General features: G+C 63.8%; 25 protein-coding genes. 12 read left to right on the top strand and 13 right to left on the bottom strand.

Annotated elements, in window-relative coordinates; genetic code table 11:
* Positions 1-2 precede the first annotated feature (2 nt).
* A complete protein-coding gene (gene hutC, locus NFH97_RS20270; RefSeq protein WP_045994311.1) occupies positions 3-710 on the bottom strand; it encodes a histidine utilization transcriptional repressor HutC in 708 nt (235 codons plus the stop codon).
* Between the two features lie 167 nt (positions 711-877).
* Between hutC and NFH97_RS20265 the strand changes: the two genes are divergently transcribed.
* Positions 878-1,579 (top strand): DUF938 domain-containing protein, encoded by a 702-nt coding sequence (locus NFH97_RS20265; RefSeq protein ID WP_124804696.1) that lies wholly within the window; start codon positions 878-880, stop codon positions 1,577-1,579.
* Positions 1,580-1,640: 61 nt separating this feature from the next.
* Here NFH97_RS20265 and NFH97_RS20260 read toward each other — a convergent pair whose 3' ends face one another.
* The 4 genes from NFH97_RS20260 to NFH97_RS20245 form a co-directional block, all read right to left on the bottom strand.
* Positions 1,641-2,591, bottom strand: a complete 951-nt coding sequence (locus tag NFH97_RS20260) for an NAD-dependent epimerase/dehydratase family protein (protein ID WP_222516865.1) — start codon at positions 2,589-2,591, stop codon at positions 1,641-1,643.
* 63 nt (positions 2,592-2,654) lie between these two features.
* A complete protein-coding gene (locus NFH97_RS20255) occupies positions 2,655-3,947 on the bottom strand; it encodes a TRAP transporter large permease (RefSeq protein WP_045994308.1) in 1,293 nt (430 codons plus the stop codon).
* Between the two features lie 6 nt (positions 3,948-3,953).
* Complete coding sequence (locus NFH97_RS20250; RefSeq protein ID WP_045994307.1) at positions 3,954-4,466, bottom strand: TRAP transporter small permease; 513 nt, start codon at positions 4,464-4,466, stop codon at positions 3,954-3,956.
* 141 nt (positions 4,467-4,607) lie between these two features.
* Positions 4,608-5,582: a TRAP transporter substrate-binding protein gene (locus tag NFH97_RS20245; RefSeq protein ID WP_045994306.1), complete on the bottom strand. Its 975-nt coding sequence runs from the start codon at positions 5,580-5,582 to the stop codon at positions 4,608-4,610.
* 167 nt (positions 5,583-5,749) lie between these two features.
* On the opposite strand from NFH97_RS20245, the gene NFH97_RS20240 reads away from it, so the two are divergent.
* Positions 5,750-6,790, top strand: a complete 1,041-nt coding sequence (locus tag NFH97_RS20240) for a LacI family DNA-binding transcriptional regulator (RefSeq protein ID WP_045994305.1) — start codon at positions 5,750-5,752, stop codon at positions 6,788-6,790.
* A 60-nt stretch (positions 6,791-6,850) separates the two neighbouring features.
* Here the strand turns inward: NFH97_RS20240 and NFH97_RS20235 are convergent, their stop codons facing one another.
* From NFH97_RS20235 to NFH97_RS20205, 7 genes are all read right to left on the bottom strand, one after another.
* A complete protein-coding gene (locus NFH97_RS20235) occupies positions 6,851-7,120 on the bottom strand; it encodes a hypothetical protein (RefSeq protein WP_315900842.1) in 270 nt (89 codons plus the stop codon).
* 162 nt (positions 7,121-7,282) lie between these two features.
* Positions 7,283-8,533 carry a TRAP transporter large permease gene (locus tag NFH97_RS20230; RefSeq protein WP_231498723.1) on the bottom strand — a complete coding sequence of 417 codons (1,251 nt, stop codon included), beginning with the start codon at positions 8,531-8,533 and terminating at the stop codon, positions 7,283-7,285.
* A complete protein-coding gene (locus NFH97_RS20225) occupies positions 8,533-9,033 on the bottom strand; it encodes a TRAP transporter small permease (protein ID WP_315900841.1) in 501 nt (166 codons plus the stop codon). Before NFH97_RS20225 ends, NFH97_RS20230 begins: the two co-directional genes overlap by 1 nt.
* Complete coding sequence (locus NFH97_RS20220; RefSeq protein WP_213229009.1) at positions 9,034-10,071, bottom strand: TRAP transporter substrate-binding protein; 1,038 nt, start codon at positions 10,069-10,071, stop codon at positions 9,034-9,036.
* A gap of 406 nt (positions 10,072-10,477) precedes the next feature.
* Positions 10,478-10,750 carry a type II toxin-antitoxin system YafQ family toxin gene (locus NFH97_RS20215; protein ID WP_349625451.1) on the bottom strand — a complete coding sequence of 91 codons (273 nt, stop codon included), beginning with the start codon at positions 10,748-10,750 and terminating at the stop codon, positions 10,478-10,480.
* Entirely contained in the window at positions 10,750-11,007 is a 258-nt protein-coding gene (locus NFH97_RS20210) for a type II toxin-antitoxin system RelB/DinJ family antitoxin (protein ID WP_349625450.1), read from the bottom strand. The genes NFH97_RS20215 and NFH97_RS20210 overlap by 1 nt, the downstream gene beginning before the upstream one ends.
* Positions 11,008-11,257: 250 nt before the next feature.
* Positions 11,258-12,877, bottom strand: a complete 1,620-nt coding sequence (locus NFH97_RS20205) for an OpgD/OpgG family glucan biosynthesis protein (protein WP_349625449.1) — start codon at positions 12,875-12,877, stop codon at positions 11,258-11,260.
* 267 nt (positions 12,878-13,144) lie between these two features.
* Between NFH97_RS20205 and NFH97_RS20200 the strand changes: the two genes are divergently transcribed.
* Positions 13,145-14,206: an HlyD family secretion protein gene (locus tag NFH97_RS20200; protein ID WP_349625448.1), complete on the top strand. Its 1,062-nt coding sequence runs from the start codon at positions 13,145-13,147 to the stop codon at positions 14,204-14,206.
* Complete coding sequence (locus tag NFH97_RS20195) at positions 14,196-15,299, top strand: DUF2955 domain-containing protein (RefSeq protein ID WP_349625447.1); 1,104 nt, start codon at positions 14,196-14,198, stop codon at positions 15,297-15,299. The genes NFH97_RS20200 and NFH97_RS20195 overlap by 11 nt, the downstream gene beginning before the upstream one ends.
* 173 nt (positions 15,300-15,472) lie before the next feature.
* Here NFH97_RS20195 and NFH97_RS20190 read toward each other — a convergent pair whose 3' ends face one another.
* Positions 15,473-16,738, bottom strand: a complete 1,266-nt coding sequence (locus tag NFH97_RS20190; protein ID WP_349625446.1) for a lactonase family protein — start codon at positions 16,736-16,738, stop codon at positions 15,473-15,475.
* A gap of 92 nt (positions 16,739-16,830) precedes the next feature.
* Here NFH97_RS20190 and NFH97_RS20185 point away from each other — a divergent pair, with 92 nt between their 5' ends.
* The 8 genes from NFH97_RS20185 (at position 16,831) to iolD (ending at position 26,897) form a co-directional block, all read left to right on the top strand.
* Positions 16,831-16,953: a hypothetical protein gene (locus tag NFH97_RS20185; protein ID WP_258183976.1), complete on the top strand. Its 123-nt coding sequence runs from the start codon at positions 16,831-16,833 to the stop codon at positions 16,951-16,953.
* A gap of 307 nt (positions 16,954-17,260) precedes the next feature.
* Positions 17,261-18,292 carry a LacI family DNA-binding transcriptional regulator gene (locus NFH97_RS20180; RefSeq protein WP_045994825.1) on the top strand — a complete coding sequence of 344 codons (1,032 nt, stop codon included), beginning with the start codon at positions 17,261-17,263 and terminating at the stop codon, positions 18,290-18,292.
* A 671-nt stretch (positions 18,293-18,963) separates the two neighbouring features.
* The gene (locus NFH97_RS20175; RefSeq protein ID WP_349625445.1) at positions 18,964-20,214 is read left to right on the top strand and encodes a Gfo/Idh/MocA family protein; all 1,251 of its coding nucleotides are present in this window, start codon (positions 18,964-18,966) and stop codon (positions 20,212-20,214) included.
* A gap of 128 nt (positions 20,215-20,342) precedes the next feature.
* The gene (gene araD, locus NFH97_RS20170; RefSeq protein ID WP_349625444.1) at positions 20,343-22,070 is read left to right on the top strand and encodes an L-arabinonate dehydratase; all 1,728 of its coding nucleotides are present in this window, start codon (positions 20,343-20,345) and stop codon (positions 22,068-22,070) included.
* 79 nt (positions 22,071-22,149) lie between these two features.
* On the top strand, positions 22,150-23,079 hold the full coding sequence (locus NFH97_RS20165; RefSeq protein WP_349625443.1) for an SMP-30/gluconolactonase/LRE family protein: 930 nt from the start codon (positions 22,150-22,152) through the stop codon (positions 23,077-23,079).
* 19 nt (positions 23,080-23,098) lie between these two features.
* Entirely contained in the window at positions 23,099-23,881 is a 783-nt protein-coding gene (locus NFH97_RS20160; protein ID WP_287164525.1) for an HpcH/HpaI aldolase family protein, read from the top strand.
* Positions 23,882-23,942: 61 nt separating this feature from the next.
* The gene (locus tag NFH97_RS20155) at positions 23,943-24,707 is read left to right on the top strand and encodes an SDR family NAD(P)-dependent oxidoreductase (protein ID WP_348816026.1); all 765 of its coding nucleotides are present in this window, start codon (positions 23,943-23,945) and stop codon (positions 24,705-24,707) included.
* Between the two features lie 339 nt (positions 24,708-25,046).
* The gene (gene iolD / locus NFH97_RS20150) at positions 25,047-26,897 is read left to right on the top strand and encodes a 3D-(3,5/4)-trihydroxycyclohexane-1,2-dione acylhydrolase (decyclizing) (RefSeq protein ID WP_349625442.1); all 1,851 of its coding nucleotides are present in this window, start codon (positions 25,047-25,049) and stop codon (positions 26,895-26,897) included.
* Positions 26,898-26,957: the final 60 nt, after the last annotated feature.

The following is a 26,957-nucleotide window of genomic DNA, read 5'->3' as shown; positions in this document are numbered from 1 at the left end:
CCTCAGTCCTTCCACGCCGAGCGCAGCTTGTAGCGATCTCCCGGGTGGATCAACACGGCGTAACTGATGAGCAGGTCATTTGACCAGGTGCGCCGCCGCAACTGCAGGCAAGGGAGGGAGGTGGAAATGGCCAGCTCCTCGGCCTGTCGTGTGTCTGCCGAAACGGCCTCGACCACGTGTTCGATATCGGTGATCGGCCAGGTTTGGATCAGCACCTGATGGGGCGTGGTGAGCGTGAAGTCGGCGTCCAGATAGTCGGGCACGTGGCGGGGATTGACGTAGCGCAACTCGAGCTGGATGGGCTCGTCGTTTTCGTGGTGAACGATGCGGGTATGGAAGACCTTGCTGCCTCGCTTGACCCCCAGTTGCAACGCGATGTCCTCACTGGCATCGATCGCTTCGGCACGCTGCACCCTGGCCCGATAGTGATGGCCGCGACCGCGGACCTCTTCGGCGATATTGTGGACCTCCATCAGCGAGGATTCCGCCTTGCGTTCGGTGACGAAGGTTCCCGCGCCCGGCTGGCGGGTAAGATAGCCGCGCTGAACCAGTTCGCGGATGGCCTTGTTGGCGGTCATGCGACTGACGTTGAAGTCGAGCGCCAGCTGCTCCTCACCCGGGATGCGATGGTCGGTGGGCCATTCCCCCCGCTGGATCTTGGCCAGGATGTGCTGTTGAATCTCGAGGTAGCGAGGCGCGGGTCGAGCCATGGGCCGTCCTTGGTGAAGATGAAGGGTATCTTTTGCTAGTGTACCGGGACGATCATCGCTTGGCATCGTTGCGCAAGCCGTTGATGCCAGACGTTACCATGCTTCCGTTATATTCGTTTGGCCATTGCCGCTCTTGTTACTCCCCTTGTTTACCGTGAGGTTTTCCCATGTCCGACGCGAGACTCTCCAGTCCAGCGGCGCTTCGCAATCGCGAGCCCATCCACGCGGTGCTGCGTCAGTGCCTGGGACGCCATGCTCGCGTGCTGGAGCTCGCCAGCGGCAGTGGTGAGCACGGACTCTATATGACGCAGTGCCAGCCGGGCTGGCGATGGCAGCCGAGCGACGTTTCCGAGGCGGCGCTGGCGTCCATCGCTGCCTGGCGCGCGCTTGCAGCAGCAGAAGATAGGCAAGGGGAAGCGGAGGGTGACAGGCAAGGCGAAAGCGAAGCGCAACGGGCAGGGCCTTCTGGGCGAGAGCCGGAGCAAGCGACGCAAGGGTGCGGCAATCTGCTGGCGCCGGTACGCCGCGACGTGCTGGAGCCCTGGCCGGATGACACCTTTGACGCCCTGGTGGCGATCAATCTGATCCATATCTCGCCGTGGGAAGTGACGCCTGCGCTGATGGCAAAGTCCCAGGCCCACCTCGAGCCGGGTGGCGTGCTGTTGCTGTACGGCCCTTACCGACGTGGTGGTGAGCATACCGCGCCGTCCAATGCGGCCTTCGACGCCGACTTGAGGCGCCGTGACCCGCGCTGGGGCGTGCGGGACCTGGAGCAGGTGACCGAGGTCGCCGCCGAGCACGGCCTGAGCCGGGAGGCCATCCACGAGCTGCCGGCCAACAATCTGGCGCTGGTGTTCCGTCGGCAGTGATGGCGGAAGCGGATCGACCCGTCTGCGAGCGGCCGGCCTTTGACAGGCCGGCCGTGTCGTTTCAGGCGTTCTTCTTGAGCCAGCGATGGTAGTCCTCGAGCCCCTCGCGGATATCGGTAAATCGCGGCTCGAAGCCCAGATCCGTGCGCGCGCGGGTGATGTCCAGGGGGCTGCCCCGCACCACGAAGGGGCCAGGGCCCAGACGCATGCCGCTGTCATGGCCGAGTAGGTCGGTGACGCTGTCGACGATGTCCTGATGGGCGATCGGCACACCGCAGGAAATGTTGTAGTGGCGGTGAGGCACGCTGTCGGCATCGAACAGCGCCAGGATGCCCCTCGCGGTGTCCTCGACGTGGGTCCAGTCGGTGGTCTGGTCGCGTCCGTTGTCCGGGTGCACATCGCGTAGCCCTTCGAGTGGCCCGAACATCGCCTGGTAGACCGCGTGCATGTGGGACGGGCGCTTGCCGGGGCCATACACGAAGAACAGTCGGGCCTGACGGATATCCATGCCGTAGGTCGCCGTGTACTGGTCGCCGTAGAGCTCGCCGGAAATCTTGGTGGCGCCGTAAAGGTCGGTGGCCTTGTAGGGCATGGTCTCGACCTGGGGGCCGGCGGCGTCGCCGTAGACCGCGCCGGAGCTCATGTTGACCACCTTGTCGATGCCCAGCAGCCGGCAGGTCTCGTAGACGTTCAGGGTGCCCATGGCGTTGATCGACAGGTGCTTGAACGGGCGGGTCTGGAAGCTCGGCCCGGCGATCACCGAGACGCCGTGGATGACCCCTTCCAGCTCGTCGCGATAGCGCAGAAATGTCTCGAACAGGGTGTGGGTGTCGAGCACGTCGACCGCTTCGAAGTGGACGTTGTCACGCACTTCCTCGAGATAGTCGAGCCCCATGCGGTCGACGTGGGGGGCGGCCATATCGCAGATGATGACCTTCTTGCCCTGGCGGGCGAGCAGGGTGGCGACCCAGGAACCGACGTGGCCGAGGCCACCGGTGATCAGTACAGCCATGGCATGACTCCTATTGAGATAAGCCCGCCGGGCAAGGCCCTGAAACCTTGCCCGGTCGTGGCGTTATTTGAGCAAGAGGTTGGGGAGGAACATCACGATGGACGGAAACAGCGTGATCACGATCAGCACCGCCACCAGCGGGATGTAGAACGGCAGGGTGGCCCGCACCAGGGTGTTGAAGGGCAGGTCGGTGATCTTCTGGATGGCGAACAGCACCGTGCCCACCGGTGGCGTGATCAGCCCGATCATCAGGTTGAAGATCATCAGCACGCCGAAGTGCACCGGATCGATGCCGTACTGCACCACCACCGGCACCAGCAGCGGCGTCAGCAGAAACAGCGCCGGCACGGAATCGATGAACAGCCCGATCAGCAGGATGAACAGGCTCAGCAGCAGAAGCAGCAGCATCGGATCGCTGACCGTGGCGAGCAGGAAGTCGGCGACCAGGGCGGTGACCTGGTAGCGCGCCAGGATCCAGCTATAGAGCGCGCTGCCGGCGATGATCAGCAGCAGCACCGAGGTGTCGATGGCGGTGTCACGCAGGATCTGGACGAACTCGCGCAGGGTGATCGAACGGTAGACGCAGAACGAGATGATCATGCAGTAGAGCAGCGCCACCACCGAGGCCTCGGTGGGGGTGAATAGCCCCGACAGAATGCCGACCAGGATGATCACCGGGGTCAGCATGGGCAGCAGGCCCCGCGACAGTGCACGGGTGAATTCGGCCATGGTGGCGCGGGCCCGGGTCGGGTAGCCACGACGATGGGAGATCACCGCCACCATCACCATAAGGCCGGCACCCATGAACAGGCCCGGCAGGATGGAGCCGAGAAAGATCGCGGCGATGGAGGCGTTGGCCAGGGCGCCATAGATGACCGCCGGAATGCTGGGCGGGATAATCGGCCCGATGGTGGCGGAACTGGCGGTGACCGCGGCGCTGAAGTCGGTGGGAAAGCCATCGTCTTCCATGGCCTTTATCTCCACCGCGCCAAGCCCGCCAGCATCGGCCACCGCTGAGCCCGACATGCCGGCAAACAGCATGCTCGCCAGCACGTTGACGTGGCCGAGCCCGCCCTTGAGGTGACCCACGGCGCAGCGCGCCACGTCGAACACCCGATCAGAGATGCCGGCGGAGTTCATCAGCCGGCCGATCAGCAGAAAGGCGGGAATCGCCAGCAGGGTGAAGCTGTTGACGCCGTACAGGGTGCGCTGGGCGATCATCTCCAGCGGGATCTCGGCGAAGCCACGGGTGTAGGCCAGCACCGCCGCCGATGAGGCGATCATCGCAAAGGCGACCGGCACCCCCAGCATCAGCAGCACGATCAGGCCGACGAACATGATGGCAAAGATTTCCATGGTGTCTTACTCCTTGGGTTCGTCAGGCAAGGTGGAAGGCTTGCCGCGCAGACGAACGACGAGGTCCTCCACCAGCAGCAGTGCCATCAGGCCGGCAGCGACCAGCTGCATCAGGTACAGGTAGGAAAAGCTCATGTCGAAGGTGCTGGCGAAGATGCCGGCGGTGCGCTCCATCATGTTGAAGGCGCCCCCCATGATCATCAGAAGCACCAGGATGCTGATGGCGTCGGCGGCGACCGCCGCCCAGCGCTGGGCGCCCGCTGGCAGCAGGTCGGTGACGACGGTGATGCGGATGTGTTCCTGGTAGCGCAGCGCCAGCACCGAACCGAGAAAGATCTCCGCCAGGAACAGATAGCGGGAAACCTCGTCGGTCCAGGGCACCGCGACGCCGAGGGCATAGCGTGCGATTACCTGAATGGCCATGACCAGCAGCATCAGGCCGAAGGCACCGACTACCACGGTGGTCAACAACCACCAGAAAGCACCCAGTGCCCGGGACAGGGTAGGAGATGAGGTCATCGGACACTCCGTTGCCCCCGCCGGGTGGCGGGGACTTGACTCAAGGGAGGGAGGCCTCGGTCGGCGAGGCCCCGTGGGACGGTCAGATGCTGTGCCAACCCTCGAGGCAACAACGCCTTCGGGGTTAGCGCCGCCTCGGACTTACTGGATCAGTGACAGCACATAGTCACGAACGGCCGGGTCGTAGTCCTGGGCGATCTCTTCCACGGCGGGGCGCGCGGCCTGGCGGAAGGCGGCGACATCGGGCTCGACCACCTCCATGCCTTCTTCCTTGAGTTTTTCAAACAGCTCCGCCTGACCATCGCTGACCAGTTGATCGCCCCAGGTGGTGGCGTCGTCGATGGCGGACAGGACGATGTCACGGTGTTCGTCGGACAGTTCCTGATAGACGTCTTCGTTCATCAGCCAGTGGAAGAACGAGTAGACGTGCTCGGTGCGGCTGACATAGTCCTGCACCTCGAACAGCTTGCCGGCGTAGATGTTGTCCACCGGGTTTTCCTGCATGTCGATGACGCCGGTCTGCAGCGAGGTGTAGACCTCCGGCCAGGCGATCGGGCTCGGCAGTGCGCCGATCTCGCCCCATACCGCGACCCAGGGCGCGATCTCCGGCACGCGCATGCGCACCTCGCTGACGTCCTCCGGGGTCTTGACCGGGGTCTTTGAGGTCAGGTTGCGGGGGTTGCGTGCCGACAGGCCCACCAGGCGCATGTTGCCCTTGGCGATCAGGCTCTGATTCAGCGCCTCGCCGATCTCGCCTTCGTAGATCTTGCGCGCCTGGTCACTGGAGTCGTAGACGAAGGGCAGGTCGGCGGCGGCAAACTCGGGGGCATACAGGGTCATCGGCATGGAGCCACCGAGGGCGATGGCGTACTCGCCGTAGCTGGCGCCTTCCAGGTGGTCGCGCTCGCCACCGACCTCGGTGCCAAGCAGGGTCACCGTCAGCTCGCCATCGGACTCGCTCTCGATGGTGTCCTTGAGGCGCTCGCCGATCTTGAACATGGCGTGGGACGGGTCGGTGTGGATGGCGATGGCCAGGTCTTCGGCGGCGGCGGTGCCAGCGGCGCCGAGCGAGATGGCGGTGACCAGGGCAAGGGGGGTGAGGCTGCGTGCGTTCATTGTCGTTGTCTCCTCGGGGCGTATCGTCCGACGACGCTATTGCGTCGAGGCGTAGTCGAAAGGTAGCCGACATTGCATGGGTAGCGCTACCATTAAGATGGTAGCGCTACCCATACTTTGGTCTTGGGTTACACTGTGGCCAAAGGAATCTTCGAGGAAGGACGCCAATGGACAGCCAGGAAATTCGCTCACGCAAGCGCCACCGGGGCAAGGGCCGAGTGACCCTGGCCGACGTGGCCCGGCAGGCGGGGGTCGCGCCGATCACCGTATCGCGGGCGCTGAATACGCCGGGGCGAGTCTCCGCCGAGGTCAAGCAGCGTGTCGACGCGGCGGTGGAGGCGCTTGGCTATGTGCCCAACCTGATCGCCGGGGGGCTTGCCGCAGCGGGCACCCGCGTGATCCCGGTGATCGTGCCGTCGCTGGCGATCCTGACCTTTATCGAGGTCATCGATGCCATCCAGAAGCGACTGGAGGCGGCGGGGTACCAGATGCTGCTGGCCACCACCGACTGGGATCTGGACCGCGAGGCCAGTCTGGTCGATACGGTGCTCGGCTACTCGCCGTCCGGGGTGATCCTGACCGGTCTGCGCCACCGGCCCCGGGTGATCTCGCGACTCAGGGACTGGGGACGCCCGGTGGTAGAGATCATGGAAGTGGGCGACGACCCCATCGACATGAACGTGGGGGTGGACGGCGTCGCCCTGGGTCACGCTATGGCGTCCCATCTGATCGGGCAGGGCTATCGGCGTATCGCCTTCGTCGGCTCGCACCTGGGGCATGACTACCGGGCGGCACAGCGCCTGGAGGGCCACCAGCGAGCGCTGGAGGAGGCGGGCGCGGCCTGTGGCGGGGTGCTGGAGTACCACGAGCCGGCGTCCTACGAGGTCGGGGTGCGGGCGCTGGAGGATGTGATGGCGATGACACCGCGACCGGACGCCATCCACTGCTCCAACGATATCGTCGCCAGCGGCGTGCTGCTGGCGGCAAGCCGCCAGGGCATCAGGATTCCCGAGGAGCTGGCGGTGGGGGGCTATCTGGGGTTGCCGCTGGCGGAGCACCTGACGCCGAAGCTGACCACCCTGGCGGTGGCCCGTAGCGAGATGGGCACCCAGGCGGCGGAACTGCTGCTCGAGCGTCTGTCCGGCAAGACCCCGGAACGGCCGATCCGGGATCTGGGATTCACCCTGGTGAAGGGCGGCAGCACCTGAGCATCAGCAGGTCCTGGCGAGGCCTGTACCACCGGTGAAATGAGGGAGCAAATCGGGCGATCATTCTTCCGGGATAACGCCCGGTTCACGATACTTGACGCCTTCGTTCTGGCGCTCCTGTTCGGTCTTGTGCTCATCCACCGGGGGAACGCCCCAGACCGTCTCCTTGTGTCCGTCATCGTAGGTGTAGGTGGTGCAGCCGGCGAGGCTTGCCAGCAGCAGGGCGGCGATCATGGCGGCGATCATGGCGCGGCTCGGCAGGCCGATCCTTGCTTGGTGCAGGAAGGCGCGAAGGCCGGGGCGGGCAACGACAGGCAGGCGAAGGGACATGAAGGCTCCGGATGTCAGGGTACGGTGAAGCTGCAAAGGAGTCGCCGATGAAGCGGTCCATCGCCAGTATGGCGCTGTGGCAGCAAAGAAAAAACCGCGGATCCTGGTGACAGCATCCGCGGCTCGCTGGTTGGCGCTAAACCGGCCTTCTCGCCTCCGGCGTCAGGACGATAGCCACAGGGGCACGTAGACCACCAGCAAAAGCACGCCGATCAGCCCCAGCAGGTAGGGCAGGATGGCACGGGTGATACGCTCGAGCGGCAGCTGGGTCACCGAAGAGGCCACGTACAGGTTGATCGCCACCGGCGGGGTGATCATGCCGATCGCCAGCCCCACCACGATGATCAGGCCAAAGTGCACCGGGTCGATGCCGAGCTGGGTCACCAGCGGCAGCAATACCGGGGTCAGGATGATCAGGGCGCTGGCGGTCTCGATGAACACCCCGGTCAGCAGGATCACCGCCACCACCAGCAGCAGGATGACGTAGGGATCGGTGGACAGCGACAGCACCGACTGGGCGATCTGGGCCGGCACCTGGGCGCTGGACAAAGTCCAGCTCAGCACCGCCGAGGTGGCGATCACCAGCATGATCACCGAGGTGGTGATCGCCGAGCGGATCATCACGGCGTAGACGTCCCGATAGGTCAGGTCGCGATAGACGAACAGCGACACCAGCAGGGCGTAGACCACCGCCACCACCGCCGCCTCGCTGGGGGTGAAGACCCCCGAGAAGATCCCGCCGAGGATGATGACCGGCGTCATCAGCCCCCAGCTTGCTGCACGCAGGGTCCGCCAGATGGTCGCCAGCGACAGCGGGCTGCCGTGGGGGTACTGGCGGCGGTGGGCCTGGACCAAGGCGATGGCACCGAGGCCAAGACCCATGGCCAGCCCCGGCAGAAAGCCGGCCAGAAACAGGTCCGACACCGACTCCTGGGCGATGACCGCGTAGATGATCATCGGCACCGAGGGTGGGATCACCACGCCGATGGTGCCGCTGGCGGCGATCAGGCTGGCGGCGGAGGCCGGGTCATAGCCCTTGCGCTTGAGTTCCGGCACCAGGCTCGAGCCCACCGCAGCGGTGGTGGCCGCACCGGAGCCGGAGATGGCGGCAAAGAACATCCCGGCCAGTACCGACACCAGCGAAAGCCCGCCCTTGAGAAAGCCGAACAGGCTGTCGGCGAAGTCGACCAGCTTGCGGCTGACCGCGCCCTGGGCCATGAGGTCGCCGGTGAGGATAAACATCGGCACTGCGACCAGGGCGAAGGTGTTGATGCCCTGGAACATCTGCTGGGGCACTACCGCGAGCGGTGTGCCCTGGACTACCAGCGTCGCCAGGGTGCTGGCGCCGATGGTGAAGGCGATGGGCACGCCGATCAGCATCAGCACCACGAAGGAGATGAACAGCAACAGCATCACGTCACCTCCTGCGGGCTCGCCGGCGTCTGGCCGGTGAGCTCTCGCACGATCGCCACCAGGGTGGTGAAGGCCATCAAGGCGCCCGCCAGCGGCATCACCGCGTAGATCCATGTCATCGACAGGCGCAGTGACGCCGACTTCTGGAAACTCTGCAACTGCATGTAGTTCCAGCCGATGACGATCAGCGCCAGCAGAAAGGCCAGCACCACCAGGTGGGCGATGATCCTGGCGATTCGTCCGCCGAGGCCGGGCAGGGTGTCGACCACGAAGGTCACGGCGATATGACGGCCGGCGCGGTAGGCCAGGGTGGCGGCCAGGAAGGTGATCCAGACCAGCAGAAAGCGTGCGACCTCTTCGGTCCAGCCCACCGCGGTGAAGGCCACCCGGGAGATGATCTGCAGGGAGATGACGCCGATCAACGCCGCCATGGCGGCGAACACCACCGGGCGTGTCACGGCGTCGAGTCCCCGCTCAAGGCGTTCGAGCAGGGACAGCACTTACTTGGACTCCCCGGCCTTCAGCGCTTCCTGGATGCGCGGCAGGTAGTCGCCGAACTGCTCGCCGTAGGTCTCGTAGACCGGAGCGACGGCGTCCTGGAAGGCGGCGATGTCGGGAGACTCCTCGATCTGCATGCCGGCTTCCTTGAGTTCGGCAAGCTGCTGTTCGGCCATGGCGGCGTTCTGCTCGCGCTCGTACTCGGCGGCTTCCTGGGCGGCGGCCTCGACGACCTCCTGGGCGGCCTCGGGCAGCTTCTGCCAGGACGGCATACCCATGACGAAGATCGCCGGGGCGTAGGTGTGGCGCGACAGCGTCATGTAGTCCTGGGTCTCGTTGAGCTTGAACGAGTGGATCACGTTGATCGGGTTTTCCTGGCCATCGATGGTGCCCTGCTGCATGGCGGTCAGCGCCTCGGTCCAGGCCATCGGCACGGCATTGGCGCCGAGTTCGCGGAAGGTGTCGACGTAGACCGGGTTTTCCATGACCCGGATGCGCAGGCCGTCGATGTCCTCGGGGCTTGCCACCGGGCGCTCGGAGTTGGTCAGGTTGCGGAAACCGCGCTCGGCGTAGGCCAGGCCCTTGAGGTTGACGTCGGCCAGCCTGTCGAGCAGTTCCTGGCCGATGGGGCCGTCGAGTACCGAGTAGGCCTCCTCGGGCGAGGCGAACAGGAACGGCAGTTCGAACACCGCCATGGGCTCGACGAAGTTGGCCACCGGGCCGTTGGTGATCACGCCCATGTCGACGGTGCCGATCTGCATGCCCTCGAGCAGGGTGCGCTCATCACCCAGGGTGGCGTTGGGGAAGATCTCGACGTCGACCTTGCCGTCGGTACGGGCTTCGACCAGTTCCTCGAACTTGGTAGCGGCGATATGGAAGCCGTCCTGCTCGTTGACCACGTGGGCCAGGCGCAGCTTGACCGGGTCCATGTCGGCGAAGTCGTTGGCCTGGGCGGCGGACGTGGCAAGCGCAGTGGACAGAGCGATGCCGGCGGCCAGGGTGGTCAGGGCAAGGGGGCGGGGCGCGATGTGGCGTGTCATGGGGGTTCCTTGGTGGTGTTCAGCGAAATGGCGTCTTCTCGGCGGGCCGTCACTTTACGATGGTAGCCGCCTAGCGCCTTGTTTTTGTTGAGAGGTTGGAGTGATCTAGCAGCCACGATCATGCCGGAAGCGGCGCCACGCGGTCAATTCGGCTGGGTTGAGGGGGAAGAGCAAAGGATCAGAGCAGGGGGATCACCCTGTGTCGTGCTGTCGGGAACCGCCATGCGGGGAAGGGTTTCAGGCTAGGCGCTGTTCGAAAAGTCGACGAGCGAAGGTTAGACAAGGCAAAAATTGGTGAGAAAGCGCAGTTTACGGGGTGTAAATGAGCATTTTGACCGGGCTGGCGCACCAGCCGATTTTTAACGCCGTATTACCGAGCGCAGGCACTTTTCAGACAAGCCCTAGCCTACTCGCGGAAGAGATCTGCGTGGCTACCTGTCCGGGCCAATTGCAGTTGGTCATCCACGACGCGATACAGCAACAACCAATCGGGCTCGATATGGGCATCTCGGTAACCCTTCCAGTTTCCCTGCAATGCATGATCCTGGTAGGTATCCGGCAAGGGCGCTTGCTCAAGCAGCAGGCCCAGCAGTCGGCGTAGCTTGTCCATGTCCTTGCCGCGCTTCTGGACCCGCTTTACGTCTCGCTTGAACTGGCTCGAGCGAACTGGGGTCAGCATTAGATGCCTAGATCGTCGAACAGCGCATCCGCACTATCGAAGCGCTTGCCCTGTCCGGCTTCCAGCTCTTTCAGCGCCTTGGTCGTGGTGGCGCTTGGTACCTGCACCGCAAACGGCAGGCGCTTTTCGTCGGCGATCCGCAGCATCAGCAGGCGGATGGCGTCGGACACGGTCAGGCCCATGGCATCGAGGGCGGCGGTGGCGCGCTCTTTGGTCTCGCTGTCGATGCGAGCTCGGACCACGGTATCGGTACCCATGATTGTCTCCTTCTCATTGGTAGCCACTATGTAGCTACATTGTGGCCTGGCCCTGGCAACTTGTCATCAAGGAAGGAGGAGGACCCGCTGTGCTTGTCCTGTAAGTGATCGAAGTGAAGTTTGTGAAGTGGTTCACGCTCGCCAGAATTATCCCTGACCTTTTCACCGTCCGGTAACAAGGCGTGGACAGCTCGTGTCGAGGGATGCGGCGCGTCCTTGCGACGCCCCGCATCATCGGTGGGTGGGGCGACTACAGGTGATCGGGGTTATGTAGCTCGCGCTCATCGCCGGGGGGCGGCGTCCACTGGTAGATCCAGGTCTCCGACAGCGGCTTGCCTTCGCTATCGCGCAGATACAGGCGCAGATTGATCGGCTCGGTGCCCTCGTCCGGTGGCACCACATCGAACATGGCCCGGTAGCCCTGGATGGCGTCCAGCGGTCGGGCCGAGGTGATCTCGATGCGCCCGGCGCTGGTCTCGATGACCGGCTCTACCTCGACCTCGCTTGCGCCATCGAAGGGGAAGAGGCCGCCGCGGAAGTCCACCGCGAAGCGCCAGCTGAAGTACTCGCGACGTTGGCCGACGACGCCACCCAGTCCGGTACGGGTCGCCACGCAGCGCGACAGGCTGGGTTGCTGTGGCGGCAGGTCGTACCAGCTCAGACGATAGGCGTAGCGCAGCTCCTGGCCGGCCTCCACCGGAGTCTTGGGTTGCCAGTAGGCCACGATATTGTCGAAGGTCTCGTCCTTGGCAGGCAGCTCCACCAGATCCACGCTGCCTTCGCCCCATCCCTCGGTAGGTTCGACCCACACGCTGGGTCGGCGATCGTAGTAGACGCCATCGTCCTGGTAGTGGTCGAAGTCGTGGTCGCGCTGGGCCAGGCCGAAGCCCTGAACATTGGTGGCGGAATAGGCGTTGTAGCGAAGCTGGGGTGGGTTCACCAGCGGGCGCCACAGCCATTCGCCGCTTTCGGTGTGGATCGACAGCCCATCCGAGTCATGGATCTCCGGGCGCCAGTCATAGTTGACGTCACGATCGTTCTCGCCGACCAGGTACATGCTGGTCAGTGGCGCGATGCCCAGACGCTCGATCGTCTTGCGCGGATAGAGGGTGGCGGCCACGTCCATGACCACGCCTTCGACGTCGCGACGAATATCGAAGCGGTAGGCCCCGGTGGTGCTCTCCGACTCGAGCAGGGCGTAGACGATGACCTTGTCTTCACCCTCGGGCTGTTCCAGCCAGAAGCGGGTGAAGTCGGGGAATTCCTCGGGTTCGCTGCCGGCGGTGTCGATGGCCAGGCCCCTGGCCGACATGCCGTACTGCATGCTCTGACTGACCGCACGGAAGTAGCTGGCGCCCAGGAAGGAGGCGATATCGCGCTTGGGGTCCTGATGATGGTGCAGGCGGAAGCCGGCGAAGCCGAGGCGTTCGGACAGCGTATCGGTATCGACCACGCTATCCCCATCGCCGTTGGAAAAGTTGAATAGCGCCGGGTCGTAGGCCAGTTCCTGAGCCTGTCCCTGGCTGACCTGGTAGATCCTGACCGGGGTGGTGAAGCCACGACCCAGGTGAAACAGCTGGGCCGTATAGGGCGCGTCGCTGTTGCTCCACAGGGCGTGGTCGGCGCGGTAGCCGATGGCCTGGTAGTCGTCCCAGGAAAGGGACTTGAGCTGGTCGGGCAGTTCGCCTTCGTGATCCTGGTGAGGTTGCCCCGACAGATGGCGGGCGAAGCCTTTCAGCCAGGCGTAGTCGAAGGAGACCTTTTCTCCGGTGGTCGTGAGCCGCTGGTCCAGCGCGGCCAGCAGCGGGGAGATTGGCAGGGCGTAGGCGCTGAGGGCGGTGGCCGCCTTGAGGAAGTCACGTCGCTGCATTTCCATCATCCTTGTGGGTCGAGCATGTCGGGTGTCGGGCGACTGCCTGGGTAAGCAGTCGCTACGCCTGGTCGAGCACGTCGAAGGGTACGACTGCCCGAATCAGCAAAGGTTCAGGGAATGTGCATGAAGGGTCGCAATATTGTTAACAGGCTAACAAAGTGCTAGTCTACGCGGCCGGTCGACGGGGGACGCCTTCGTCAAATACCGAGCGGCCCGTCACGTGAGCCCGTCAAGCCAGCCCGTCGTGTAACCAAGAGGAATACCATGACCCCCGACCAGCGCTTCAGGTGGATCGTTCGCCTGGCCTTGGGCATGTTCGTCCTGATGTTTGCCTATTTTGTGGTGGCAGATACCTACATGCCGATGACCCCGGAGGCGCGGGTCATGCGCCCGGTGGTGCGTATCGCCCCGGAAGTCAGCGGCCCCGTCGAGCGGGTCCACGTCAGCAATAACGACCATGTCGAGGCGGGTGATCCGCTGTTTCGTATCGACCCCGCGCCCTTCGAGCTGGCGCTTGAGCAGGCGCGACTGGAACTGGAGGCAGCGCGTCAGCAGAACGCGACCCTGAGCGCCAGCATCGACTCTGCCCGCGCCGCCCTCGAAGCGGCTCGCGCCAGGGCCCAGGAAAGCGCCCAGGAGCGCCGGCGAGGCGAGCGCTTGATCAGCCAGAACAGCATCTCGCGCCAGCGCCTTGATGGCCTGGTAGCCACCGACCGTCAGGCCCAGGCCGAGGTCAAGTCCGCCGAGGCGGAAGTGGCGCGCCTGGAGGCCGAACTGGGTGCCGAGGGGGAGGCCAACTTGCGTTTGCGTCAGGCCCGCAACGCCCTGGAGCAGGCCGAGCTCGATCTCGACCACACCTTGGTGCGGGCCCAGCATTCCGGCACGCTGAGCAACCTGCAACTCGAGGTGGGTGACTACGCCACCCAGGGACAGCCAGCGCTGGCGCTGATCACCGATGAGGTCGAACTGATCGCGGACTTCCGCGAGAAGAGCCTGCGCAAGGTCGCCGCCGGCGACGAGGCCCGTGTGGTGTTCGACGCCATGCCCGGCGAGGTCTTTGCCGCCCGGGTCGAGAAGCGCGACGCCGGGGTCTACGACGGACAGATCAGCGCCGACGGTAACCTGGCCGACATCCCCACCACCGACCGCTGGCTGCGCGACGCCCAGCGCCTTCGCCTGCACCTTTCGCTGGCCGGGGACGCACCGACGAGTCTGCCCACCGGCTCCCGCGCCACGGTGCAGCTGTTTCCCGGGGAGCATCCGCTGGCCCACCCGCTGGGGGCGCTGCAGATTCGGCTGATGTCCTGGCTGCATTATGTTTACTAAGCGGCCACGGGCGTCGTCTATTAAGCAGCCACCGGCGTCGTCAGGGCAGCAGCAACCGAAGGCCTCGAAGCTCAGCGACAACGGCCTGCGCCAGTGTCTGCGTATCGCGGTGGGGGCCTGGCTCGGCTTTCTGATCAGCCAGCTGATGCACTGGAACTATGGTGTCTTCTTCACCGTCTTTCCGATGTTTCTGCTGGGGATCATTCCGGTGTTCAACGCCCATGTGGTGCGCCAGTTCCTGGGTAACGCCTGCCTCAATGTGGTCGAGATCAGCCTGGTGGTGGGGTTGACCCAGCATCTGCCGGTGGTGATGACGGGACTGGTGTTCCTGATGTTCCTGGGACGCTTCACGCTGATGGCCAGGGGGCCGTTGTTCGTGTTCGGCGCCAACGGCGTGCTGACCCTGAGCATCATGCTGCATTTTGCCAGCTACCCCGACCTCGACCTGTTCGATCTGCTGGCCAGCAACACCGTGGCGAGTTTTCTGGCGGTGGCCATCGCCGCCCTGATGCACTGGCTGTTTCCCGATGTCACGCCGCGACAGCCGCCGCCACGTCAGGCCAAGACGGCGGCGCTGAAGCGCCATCAGGCGTTGATCGGGGCGCTGACCGCGACCCTGTCCTTTCTGGTGTTTCAATTGCTCGATCTGCGCGACTCCCTGTCCGCGCAGATGGCGACTATCCTGATCCTGTTTGCCCTCGGCTACCATGGCGCCCGGATGTCCGCCTGGCGTCGTGCCATCGGCACTCTGTTGGGCTGTAACCTGGCACTGGTGCTGCAACTGGTGCTGTTCACCAAGAGCGACCATCTGCTGCTGGTGCTGCTGGCCTATGCCATCGGTCTTTTGCTGTTCGCACGGGAGCACGTCATCGAGAACGCCGGCTCCGGCATCGGCTTCGGCGGGCTGACAACCCTGGGTATCCTGTTTGGCCAGTACCTGAGACCCGATCAGGATCTGGTCGTCGACGCCGTCTATCGGTTCAGCTCGATGTGCGTGGCACTGCTGGCCACCCTGGCGGTGATGGCGGTACTGCATCGGTTGCTGGATCTATGGCCTGCGGTCTCGAGCCGGGAAGCACCGCACACGAGCTGAGTTTTCTTATGCTGCTTGCAATAGAGAAGGGGGCCGTGTCAGCACGGCCCCCTTTTTTAGCTACTTTACCTACCCGCCTGATCTGGCGATTTTGGGCAGCTCTCTGGTGAAGCTTTGTGGCCCAGCGTCGTGGCTCTGATCGCCGACCCCTGGGCCCTTGTCCGAAAAATTGCCTAGCCGCCCTGGGGCAGCGGGATGGTCACCAGTCCGTAGGAGTGGACTTCGGCACTGCCCGGATAGGCATCGACCACGCTCAGGCTGCCGTCATCGTGCTGGATCTCGAACACCCAGGTCTTGCCGGTGTTGCCGCTGATGATGTTGACGTAGTTGCCGTCGGCGCTTAGGTCCATGTCGGCGAAATACTCGTTGTAATCCTCGGCGCGGTAGGCGGCTTCTTCCAGCAGAGCGATGCTGCCGTCCTCGGGATCGACGCTGAAGGTCGACAGGCTCGAGGTATGGGAGTTGGTGGTCCAGGCGTACTTGCCGTCCTCCGAGGTGGTGACCCAGCAGGCGGCCTGCTCGCCACCCCAGATGTCGTCGCCGGTCATCACATCCGCCGACACCAGGGTCAGCTTGCCGTTCTCGTCGATGTCGTAGGACGACATGGAGCCGGTCTGGCCCTCGTATTCCTGCAGGAAGGGATACTTGGCCTTCGATTCCTCGGAGGACGGGTGGAACTGGTAGCCCTGGGTGATATAGCGGGTTTCGGTCACCAGCAGGGTGCTGTGGCCGTCCGGGCGAGTGACCAGCTTGGTGCCGATGGGCAGGGCGAAGAAGCGCTCCTCGCTCAGGTGCGGCGACTCGAGGCTCGAGATCGGCTCCTGCGATAGGAGGCCTTCGTCGTCCACCGCATAGACATGCACCATGCCGGTAAGAAAGCCGACAAGCGTCAGGTACTTGCCGTCCTCGGTGAACTCCATGCTGACCGGAGAATCATCCAGCGGCCGAACGGAGTCGGGGATCTCGGTCAGGTTGCCATCGCCATCGATGGTAAAGCCCTTGATCACCCCCGGCTCATCGTTGGCACCATCGGTGCTGGCGACATAGACGATGTCGCCATGGCCGTCGATGGCCTTGGGTTTGGCACCGCCGGCATCCACCACATTGTTGAGCGTCAGCGTCAGGTCATCTTCGACGTGAAGCGACGACAGGGTGCCGTCGCCGACGTTGGCCACCAGCACGTTGCGGTTGTCTGCCGAACGCCACACGCCGTAGGCCGAACCGAGCGGGTCGAGGCCGCCATCCATGCCGTTGCCCGTGCCGCCGGTGGTGTACTCGCCGACCTTTTCCAGGGTGCCATCGTCAAACTGGCGCCAGGCGATCAGCGAGTTCTCGTCGGCGTTGTTGGTGGCGACGTAGACACCACCCGTCACGTCCTTGGCCATGGCAGGCAGGGAAACCGAAAGCAGGACGAGGCCCATCAAGACTGGATTTTTCATAGCGTACCTTGGTCAGTTTTTGCTTTTCTTGTGCCGCGATGCCGGCAGATCCAGGCATTCAGGCTAGTCGTGGTTTACGTAGGTGCTCGCCGGTGAGTCCTTACACCACCCTGGGCAAGGAGCCCAGGTCAGCTGGCTCGCGCCATGGCCTCGACGGCGTCGCCGGGATCAGCGTGCACGTCATTCAATTGCCATCGTTGAAGTTGCCGGAGTGAGAGCATCTAGCAGAAACTGTGCTTTAAAGAATCGTTGTTGAGATAAAGCTTAGGCAAGATTGCGCCGCAATGATGCAGGTGACTGTCGTCAAACGCGCGTGCAACAATCGTATTTTCTGCTGGCAAGCCAGGCTGCTGGTATTCACGACGAGCCAAGGTGTCCATCAAGGGATTCGCCAGTGCAACGAGACGGTGCGCAGTTCGGCGACGGTGTGCGACGCTCGAGACGCTGTAGAATGTCGCGAGGGGCCTGAAGGCGCTGCGGTTGGGTGATCCGAGGAAGCGAGCTCGCAAAGGAGTAGTTGGCATGACGAAAACGAGCGACCGGTCGCCGTCGGGGCGCGTCACCATCACCGACGTGGCGCGCGAGGCCAGGGTGTCGATCGCGGCGGTGTCACGCGCCATGAATCCCAACGGCAGCAGCTCCCCCGAGATGCGCAGCAGAATCCTCGCGGTGGCAGACAGTCTTGGCTACAAGCCGAACCGCCTGGCGCGTGGCATCAAGTCGCGCTCCAGCCTGATCGGCATCCTCGTCACCAACTTCGAGAACCCTGCCTATCTCGCCATTCTCAGCGAGTTTTCTTCCGCCATTCAGCGCTACAACTGCCACACCTTGTTGATCAACGTGAATACCGCCAAGAGCATCGAGGAGGCCGTCTCCCTGGTGATGGAGTATCACGTGGATGCGCTGATCGTGACGTCCGCCTCGGTGCCTGCCGAACTGGTCGAAGCCTGCGAGCAGCACAGGACCCCGGTGGCGGTCTTCGGGCGCGATGCGCCGGATTCCGGCGCTCTGGTGGTGACCTGTGATGACGAGGAGATGGGGCGGATGGCGGCCGATCACCTCCTGGACAGCGGCTATTGTCGGCCGGCCTATGTCGGGGCCTCTTCCAACGAGCAGGCCACCCAGGATCGCCTGCGTGGTTTCTCGCAGCGACTCGAGCAGCGTGGACAGCGTCTGCATGGCCATGCCGAAGGCCTGAGGCACAGTTACGAGGCAGGCTACACGGCCACCTGCGAGCTGCTGAACAGTACCCCCGGTATGCCCGACAGCATCTTCTACTTCGATGACATCATGGCCTGTGGTGGGCTGGATGCGATCCGCCATGACTTTTCGTTAAGGGTCCCCGACGACGTCGGCGTGGTCGGCATCGATGATATTCAGTTTGCCTCCAGTCGGTCATTTGACCTGACGACCATTCGCCAGCCGTTCAGTGACATGGTGGAACGGACGGTGGCGGGGCTTTTCGAGCGTGTGCAGCGGCCCGCCGTGTCAGCCGATCGCGTCCTGCTGCCCTGTCATATTGTCCAGCGCAGCACGACCCGTCGCATCACCTGAGGATGCCGTCTTTACGGGTTGTCCGTGGGCAGGCGGGATGGCTGATTGAGTGTGCGTCGATGACTTGATTAGTTGGCGATATCTCTGAGTTAGGTCTTAGTTTTTTCACTTCTGGTAGTTGCAGTCAATCCCGTCATTTCTTGAACTCTCCTTTTTGCCGCCACTGAGCAGAGCGGTGTCTCGGCGGTGAGCCCTCAGCCTGTACGCAATGGGGGATCGCGCCGAATCATGTGGCGTCGAGGGGAGGGTGTTGCACGCTCCGCATCGACGATATTGGTGTCCTTGTGTCTGGGTATCGCCTATCCAGGTGTAAATGTAACCGCAATATTCTTCGAAGAGATTTCTTTGTTATGTAAGAGATCGCTTGGTCTGGTCCGTATTAATCGAGGATAAACGAGGCGATACGATGAGTTTTTCATGAATTAATCCTTGGTATAAATCGCGATGAAAACGTTTTCAAAAGCGTTTTTGATGCGCTAGCCTCGGTCGACATGAAGGAGGGCGCCGATACCAGTTCCATCGATACCAGGTGTCGTCCACTCCAAGCTCCAAGGCTCGAGTGTCTGCCATTCAGCATCGATAAAGTTAATCGATAAGGTTGATCGATAAAGTTAGTCGATAGCGGCGCTCGATAAAGGCTTTCGGTAAAGGTTCTTGAAAAGGTTCAACACATGACACAGCGACCGATGTCCGACGCCTGCGATACCTCGACCCAATCTTCCTTGCCGACGTCAGGGCAAGCCTCACCACAGGCATCCGGCGAAGCCGAGGCAGCCCGTCCGCTGCGGCTGGCGATGATCGGTGGTGGCGTTGCCTCATTTATCGGTCAGGTTCACCGGGCGGCGGCGCAGATGGATGGGCGCTACCAGCTGGTGGCAGCGGCGCTGTCGTCGAAGGCCGACCGTTCGCTACAACAGGCACGTCAGCTGGGCGTTGCGCGTGGCTATGGCGACGGCGAGACGCTGTTGCGCGAGGAAGCCGCCCGAGAGGACGGCGCCGAGGTTGTCGCCATCCTGACCCCCAATGACTCGCACTTTGCGCTGGCCAGGCTGGCGCTGGAACTGAGCTTTCACGTGGTGTGTGAAAAGCCGCTGACCAACAGCCTGGCGCAAGCGCGGGCACTCGAAGCCTTGGCGAAACGAGGCGAGCGATGCTTCTGTGTGGCCTACGGCTACACCGGCTACCCCATGGTGCGTCAGGCCAGGGCCATGATCGAGGCGGGGGAACTGGGCGAGATTCGACAGCTCCAGTGCGACTACGTCCAGGGTCACCTGGCCAGGATGAGCGATGCCGAAGTGGCGGGAGAAGACTGGCATATGCAAGCCGCCGTCGCGGGCGAATCGTTGATCCTGGGTGACATCGCCACCCATGCCTTCCACATGCTCGAGTACGTTTCGGGGCTCAGTACCCGTGAAGTCAGCGCCGATGTGGTCGCCGTGGTGCCCGAGCGCACGGCCCATGACAACGCCAACCTGATGTTGCGTTACACCAATGGCGCCAGGGGCATGATGTGGATCACCCAGGCGGCTGCCGGCGCCGAGCATGGCCTTTGCTTTCGTGTTTTCGGCAGCAAGGGCGGCCTCGAGTGGCACCAGGAAAATCCCGACAAGCTGCTGTTCCGACGTCTGGACGACGCCCCCCAATGGTTGTCCAAGGGCGCGCCAGGACTGCACCCGGCCTCCCGGCGGGTATCGAGTGTGGCCTTTGGTCACCCGGAGGGCTACCGAGAAGCCTTTGCCAGCCTGTACAGCGACCTGTTCGAGGTGATTGATGCCGCGCGTCATGGGACCAGAGCCGACCCCCTGGCGTACTGGTATCCGGACCTCCGTGCGGGGGTGCGCGGGGTGGAGTTCGTGGCGACAGCCTTGGCATCGACCAATGCCAATGGGGAGTGGGTGGCGATGCCAGCAACATCCCCCTAGGCATTTGGCTTCGATACCCCATCAGTGGCTGGATGGAACGCCTGTCCGAATGGTGGGGCGGTGTTGACACAACAATAACCGGCAGGACGGCCAGGTGGTGAGGCTGAAGTGCGGCTCAGGAGAACCCCATGCACGCGAAAAATGTGGATGATCTGCGCAGTAATCGCTGGTTCAAGCGGGATGATCTTCGTTCATTCGGACATCGTTCCCGAGTGAAGCAGATGGGCTATTGGGATGAGGAGTTCGTCGGCAAGCCGGTGATCGCCATCATCAATACCTGGAATGATCTCAATACCTGCCACTCCCACTTTCCCGAGCGGGTCAAGGATATCAAGCGCGGGATCACCGCCGCCGGGGGCTTTGCGGTGGAATTGCCGGCGATGTCGTTGGGCGAACAGTTGATGAAGCCCAGCGCCATGATGTATCGCAACATGCTGGCCATGGAAGTGGAAGAGCTCTTGAGAAGCTACCCGGTGGATGGTGCCGTGGTCATGGGCGGTTGTGACAAGACCACCCCTGGCGTGCTGATGGGCGCCATTTCGATGAATCTGCCGACCATCTACGTACCGGCCGGTGCCATGCTGCGTGGCAACTTTCGTGGGCAGGTGCTGGGTAGCGGTACCGATGTCTGGAAGTACTGGGACGAGCGTCGCATCGGCAACATCAGCCAGGCCGACTGGAACGACATCGAGAACGGTATCGCCCGATCGGCGGGGACCTGCATGACGATGGGGACCGCGGCGACCCTGATGTCGATCGGCGAGGCCCTGGGCATGAGCCTGCCGGGCGCCTCGAGCATCCCGGCGGTGGACGCCAACCATTCACGGATGTGCTTCGCCAGCGGCAAGCGGGCGGTGGACATGGTGTGGGAAGACCTCAAGCCCACCGACGTGATGAGCGAGGCATCCTTTGACAATGCCATCGCCGTGGATATGGCAATCGGTGGTTCCACCAACGCCATCATTCATCTCGTCGCCATGGCGGGGCGCCTCGGCATTCACCTGCCGATGGAGCGCTTCAACGAGATATCGCGACGCGTGCCTCTGGTGCTGAACCTCAAGCCATCCGGGGAGTTTCTGATGGAGGACTTCTTCTATGCCGGGGGACTGCCGGCGCTGATGTCGACGATCGGCGAGGAGCTGGCGCTCGACGCCATGACCGTCACAGGCCGCCGCCTCGGCGACAATATCGAAGGGGCAAGGGTCTGGCGACCGGAGGTCATTCACTCGCTTGAGGAACCGGTCAACAGTTCCGGCGGGACCGCCGTGCTCAGCGGCAGCCTGGCGCCCAAGGGCGCCATCATCAAGCCGACCGCGGCCGATCCGCGGCTGCATGTTCACCAGGGGCCGGCCTTCGTGTTCGAGACCATCGCCGAGCTCAAGGCACACATCGACGACGAGGATCTCCCGGTGACGGCCGACAGCGTCATCGTGCTCAAGAACGGCGGGCCGGTGGGCGGCCCTGGCATGCCGGAGTGGGGGATGATGCCGATCCCCGGCAAGCTGCTCAAGCAGGGGGTGCGTGACATGTTGCGCATCTCGGACTCCCGCATGAGCGGCACCAGCTACGGAAGCTGCATTCTGCACGTGACGCCGGAGTCGGCGGTCGGCGGCCCCCTGGCGGTGGTCAGGACCGGAGACATCATCTCGGTGGACGTGCCCAATCGGCGCCTCGACCTGCTGGTCGAGGAGGCGGAAATCAGCCGTCGACTGGAAGACTGGCAGCCGCCGGCAGATCGCCATCCGCATGGCTATGCCGCGCTGTACAAGGCGCACGTGACCCAGGCGGATGAAGGCTGCGACTTCGACTTCGCCAAAGGGGCGCCCGGCAGCATTCCAGAGCCGGACATCTACTGAGCATGGGACAGCGTTCTTTACGTCGCCCGGTACGTCGCCCGGCATGGCCGGAGGCGTTGCCAACAGAGGAGCAGGGGATATGACCAGCGTCGAAGTGCTGATCGAAAGTCGTGCCGAGCTCGGCGAATCGCCGGTCTGGGACGCCGAGACGGGGTGCCTGCTGTGGGCCGACCTCTACGCCCCGGCGATCGAGTCCTGGCGGCTTGCGGATGGTCATCGCCAGCGCTGGGTGTTGCCCGAAACCCTGGGCTCCTTCGGTCGTTGCGACGATGGCCGCCTGGTGGTGGCGATGCGCTCGGGCATCCATCTTTTCGAAGCGGCCAGCGGGGCGCTTGAATTTCTCTGCTGTCCTCCCGGCGAGCCGCTGGCCGGCACACGCTTCAATGACGGCAAGGTAGGCCCCGACGGGCGTCTGCTGGTGGGGACCATGGACGAGCAGTGCAGGTCGCGCCCGCTTGGTTCTCTATACAGCGTGTCCCGTTCGGGCGAGACCACACGCCTGCACCAGGGATTCATCGTTGCCAACGGATTGGCCTGGAGCGCCGACGGCCGGCGTCTCTACTTCAGCGATACGCGCCGCGACACTCTCTATGTCGCCGACTATTGCCTGGAGAGCGGCAACATGGGGGCGCCCCGGGTCTTGGCGGTGACCGATCCCGCCGTGCACGGACGTCCCGACGGTGGCGCCACCGACGTCGCAGGAGGGTACTGGAGCGCCGGTGTGTTCGGCGGCGTGCTCAACTACTGGGACGATCGCGGGCGTCTGGCGCGACAGGTATCGCTGCCATGCACGGGGCCGACCATGCCGTGCTTTGGCGGCCCGGACATGAAGACCCTGTTTGTCACCACCCTGCGCAAGGGACTGTCCGAGGCCGATCTGGCGGCGTTTCCGCTGTCCGGCAGCGTCCTTGCGCTGGAGGTCGAGGTACCGGGTGTGCCGGTCTCGACCTTCGGTGGCGCGAGCCGACACGCCGAGCTGGCGCCGTCTTCCCCTCCGGCATTGTTGTGAGCCCTTTACGGAGCAGAACATGAGAACCAATCGAATTCTGTCGCACATCAAGGAAGGCACGGGCGTGGTCAATGGTTGGCTGTCGTTGCCCTGCGGTTTTTCTGCCGAGGTCATGGCCCACCAGGGCTGGGATAGCCTGACCATCGACATGCAGCACGGGTTGATCGACTACCCCCAGCTGGTGGAGATGTTGACGGCCATTTCGACCACCCCGACGGTTCCGCTGGTCAGGGTGCCGAGCCTCGAGTCGGGGCTGATCATGAAGGTACTGGACGCCGGGGCCTACGGTGTCATTGCCCCGCTGATCAACAGTGCCGAGGATGCGCGGGCACTGGTGGCGGCCTGCCGCTATCCGCCCCTGGGAGTGCGCAGCTTCGGTCCCCACCGCGCCATGCTCTATGCCGGAAATGACTATGTCACCCATGCCAACCACGAGCTGCTGGTGCTGGCGATGATCGAGACCCGGGAAGGCGTGGCGAATCTCGAGGAGATCCTCGCGGTGGAAGGCCTCGACGGTATCTATATCGGTCCCGCGGATCTGGCACTGTCCCACGGCAAGACGCCGGGCTTCGACCATGACGATGGCGAGCTTGACGCCATCATCCAGCGGTTGGTCGATGGCTGTCGCCAGCAGGGAAAGATCGTCGGTATCCATAACGGCAGCGCGGCACACGCCCGCGCAATGCTGGCCCGTGGATGCGATTTGGTGACGGTGTCGTCGGACGCGCGAATGCTGGTGGCAGGTTCGAGCAGCATTCTGCAGGAGATGCAGCGCGAGGCGACAGGAAAGGCAGGTTATTGAGAGCCTTAGGTGTCGCAGATGAAGCAGGACAGAACATCCAGGTGATGTGGAGGGTTTTCGATTGGACAGCTATGCACGGTATCCAAGCCTCGAGGGGCGCCATGTGTTCATCAGCGGTGGGGCGTCCGGTATCGGTGCCAGCCTGGTCGAGCATTTCTGCAAGCAGAAGGCCTGCGTCAGTTTCATCGATATCGACGAGCAGGCGGGCTCACTACTGGGGCAACGACTGCAGCGCCAGGGCGGCCAGGTGGCGTTTACCCGCTGCGACGTGACCGACATCGAAGCGCTGCGGGCGTCGATCGCGCAGGCGGCTGGCGCGTTCGGCCCGGTCGAGGTGCTGGTCAACAATGCGGCGCGAGACACCCGTGTGCCCTTGAGTGAACTGGACGTCGACACCTGGGACGACCTGCAGGCGACCAACCTGCGCCACGCGGTGTTTGCCTGCCAGGCCGTCTTCGCCGGCATGAAGGCGGCCGGGGGCGGGTCGATCGTCAACTTCAGCTCCCCCAGCTTCATGCGGCGTTCACGGGATATCTGTGCCTACTCCAGTGCCAAGGCGGCAACGATTGGGCTGACCAGAACCTTGTCCCGGGACATGGGCGACGCCGGCATCCGCGTCAATACGGTGCTGCCAGGCTGGGTGATCACGGAGCGGCAGAAGGCCCTGTGGTGGAGTGCGGAGCTTGAGCAGCAGGTGCTCGAGAATCAGAGCCTCCACCAGCGCGTCAAGCCAGAGGATATTGCGCGAATGGTGCTGTTTCTTGCCGCAGACGACAGCCAGATGATCAGCGCCCAGACCTTTATCGTCGATGGTGGACTGGTCTAGCCCAGGAGCACCTGGCACGGGTAGCGGGTCAGCCACCGGCTGACGGATTCGCGCAGAGCGCCAGGGCCAGCACGCAGAGGGCAAGTGTCAGCCTCTCTTTTTTGACGACGAATGAAAACGTTTTCACATAGTGCGGCAAGCAGTGCGGCAAGCAGCGCGGCAAGACATGGTGCGGGGAACGTCTGCAGCGGGTTTGCGCTGTCGGTGACAGCAGCGAGCGATATCTGCGAGCGATCACAGTGAACAGAGCATTTATGGGCCAGTCGCCAGCGTCCGGAAGACGGAATTGGTCCGTTCGCCGGTACTTCGATGCAGCCTTCGGGATGACGGGAGAAAGAAATGAAGACGACAAGATTGACGGTGTCCGAGGCCATTGCCAATTTTCTGGCGGCCCAGAAAGTCGAGCGGGACGGCCAGATCGATAGGCTGTTTGGCTGCGGCTTTGCCATCTTTGGTCACGGTAATGTGACCTGCCTCGGCCAGCAGCTCAACCGCATCCAGGACGTGATTCCGTTGTGGCGGGGGCAGAACGAACAGTCGATGGCGATGGCTGCGGTGGCCTATGCCAAGGCCAATCGGCGCGAGCGGATCGGCATCGCCACCACCTCGATCGGGCCGGGCGCGACCAATATGATCACCGCCGCCGGCATCGCCCACACCAACCGGCTGCCGCTGTTGATGCTGGCCGGTGATGCCCATACAAGCCGTCTGCCGGACCCCGTGCTGCAGCAGGTGGAGCACCCTCATCAGCCAGGCTTGAGCGTCAATGACGCCTTCAAGCCCGTCACCCGCTACTGGGATCGCATCACCCACCCGGCGCAGATCATCCAGTCGTTGCCGGCGGCGGTGGCAACCCTGCTGGACCCCGCCAACTGCGGGCCGGTGCTGATCTCGCTGCCCCAGGACGTGCAGGGGCTGGTGTATGACTACCCCGAGGCGCTGTTCGAGGAGCGCGTGCACCGGATTCGCCGCCCGGAAGCCGATAGCCGCAGCATCGACGAGGCCATCGCCTTGCTGAAGAAGGCCGAAAGGCCGCTGATTCTGGCCGGTGGCGGAGTGCACTACTCGAAGGCCAACGAGCGCCTGGCGGATTTTGCCGTGCGCCACCGCATCCCGGTGGTGGAGACCATCGCCGGTCGTGCCTCGTTGCTGCAGTCACACCCCTGCAACGCGGGACCTGTCGGCGTCACCGGCAGCGACTCGGCCAACGCCCTGGCACACGACTGCGATCTGCTGATGGCCGTGGGCACCAGGCTTCAGGATTTCACCACCGGGTCATGGTCGCTGTTTCGGCATCCGGACCTTGCCATGGTGTCGCTCAACGTGGCACCCACCGATGCGCACAAGCATCGGGCGCTGGCGGTCGTCGGTGATGCCAGACACAGTCTGGCGCGGCTCGATGACGCTCTGGGCGACTGGCAGGCAGACGCCGCCTGGCTGGACAGCGCACAGGCTGTGGCGGCCGAGTGGAAGGCGCTATGCGCCCGGCGCGGCGAGATCACGCCCGGCCAGGTGGCGTCCTACGCCCAGGTGGTCGCCGCGGTCAATGCGGTGCAGCAGCCGGGGGACACCGTGCTGACCGCCGCCGGCGGTCTGCCGGCAGAGCTCAACATGAACTGGCAGAGCCGTCAGCTTGGCAAGTTCGACATCGAGTTTGGCTATTCGTGCATGGGCTACGAAATCGCCGGCGGCTGGGGTGCCAAGATCGCCAACCCCGACAGCGATGTGGTGGTGCTGGTCGGTGACGGCTCCTACATGATGCTGAACTCGGATATCTACAGCTCGGTGCTGACCGGCCACAAGATGATCGTGGTGGTGTGCGACAACGCCGGTTACGCGGTGATCGACAAGCTGCAGAACAACAGCGGCAATCCCTCCTTCAACAACATGCTGGCCGACTGTCGCAGTCAGGCAGATGAACTGGTGCGCGTCGACTTTCTCCAGCATGCCCGTGCCCAGGGCGCCCATGGCGAGCACCTTGGCGACATCGCCGACTTCCGCGCCGCCTACGAGCGTGCCCAGGAGAGTCCACGTACCTACGTCATCGTGGTCGATATCGATCCCACCAAGTGGTCCTCCTGCGACTGCTGGTGGGACGTGGGACTGCCGCAGCAGGTGCCCGATGGGGTCGACGCCGAGCGCGTCGCTGCCATGGACGCCGGGCGTGTCCACCAGCGTCGCGGTATCTAGCCACGCCACCGAGCCAGGGCGTGGCCCTGGCTCGGTGACCTGCCACTGACTCACCGGAGA

It is taken from the genome of Halomonas sp. SCS19, from assembly GCF_040147015.1.
GTDB lineage: Bacteria > Pseudomonadota > Gammaproteobacteria > Pseudomonadales > Halomonadaceae > Halomonas > Halomonas litopenaei.
Note: the sequence above shows the minus strand (reverse complement) of the source record. Positions and strands in the feature narration are given on the sequence as shown.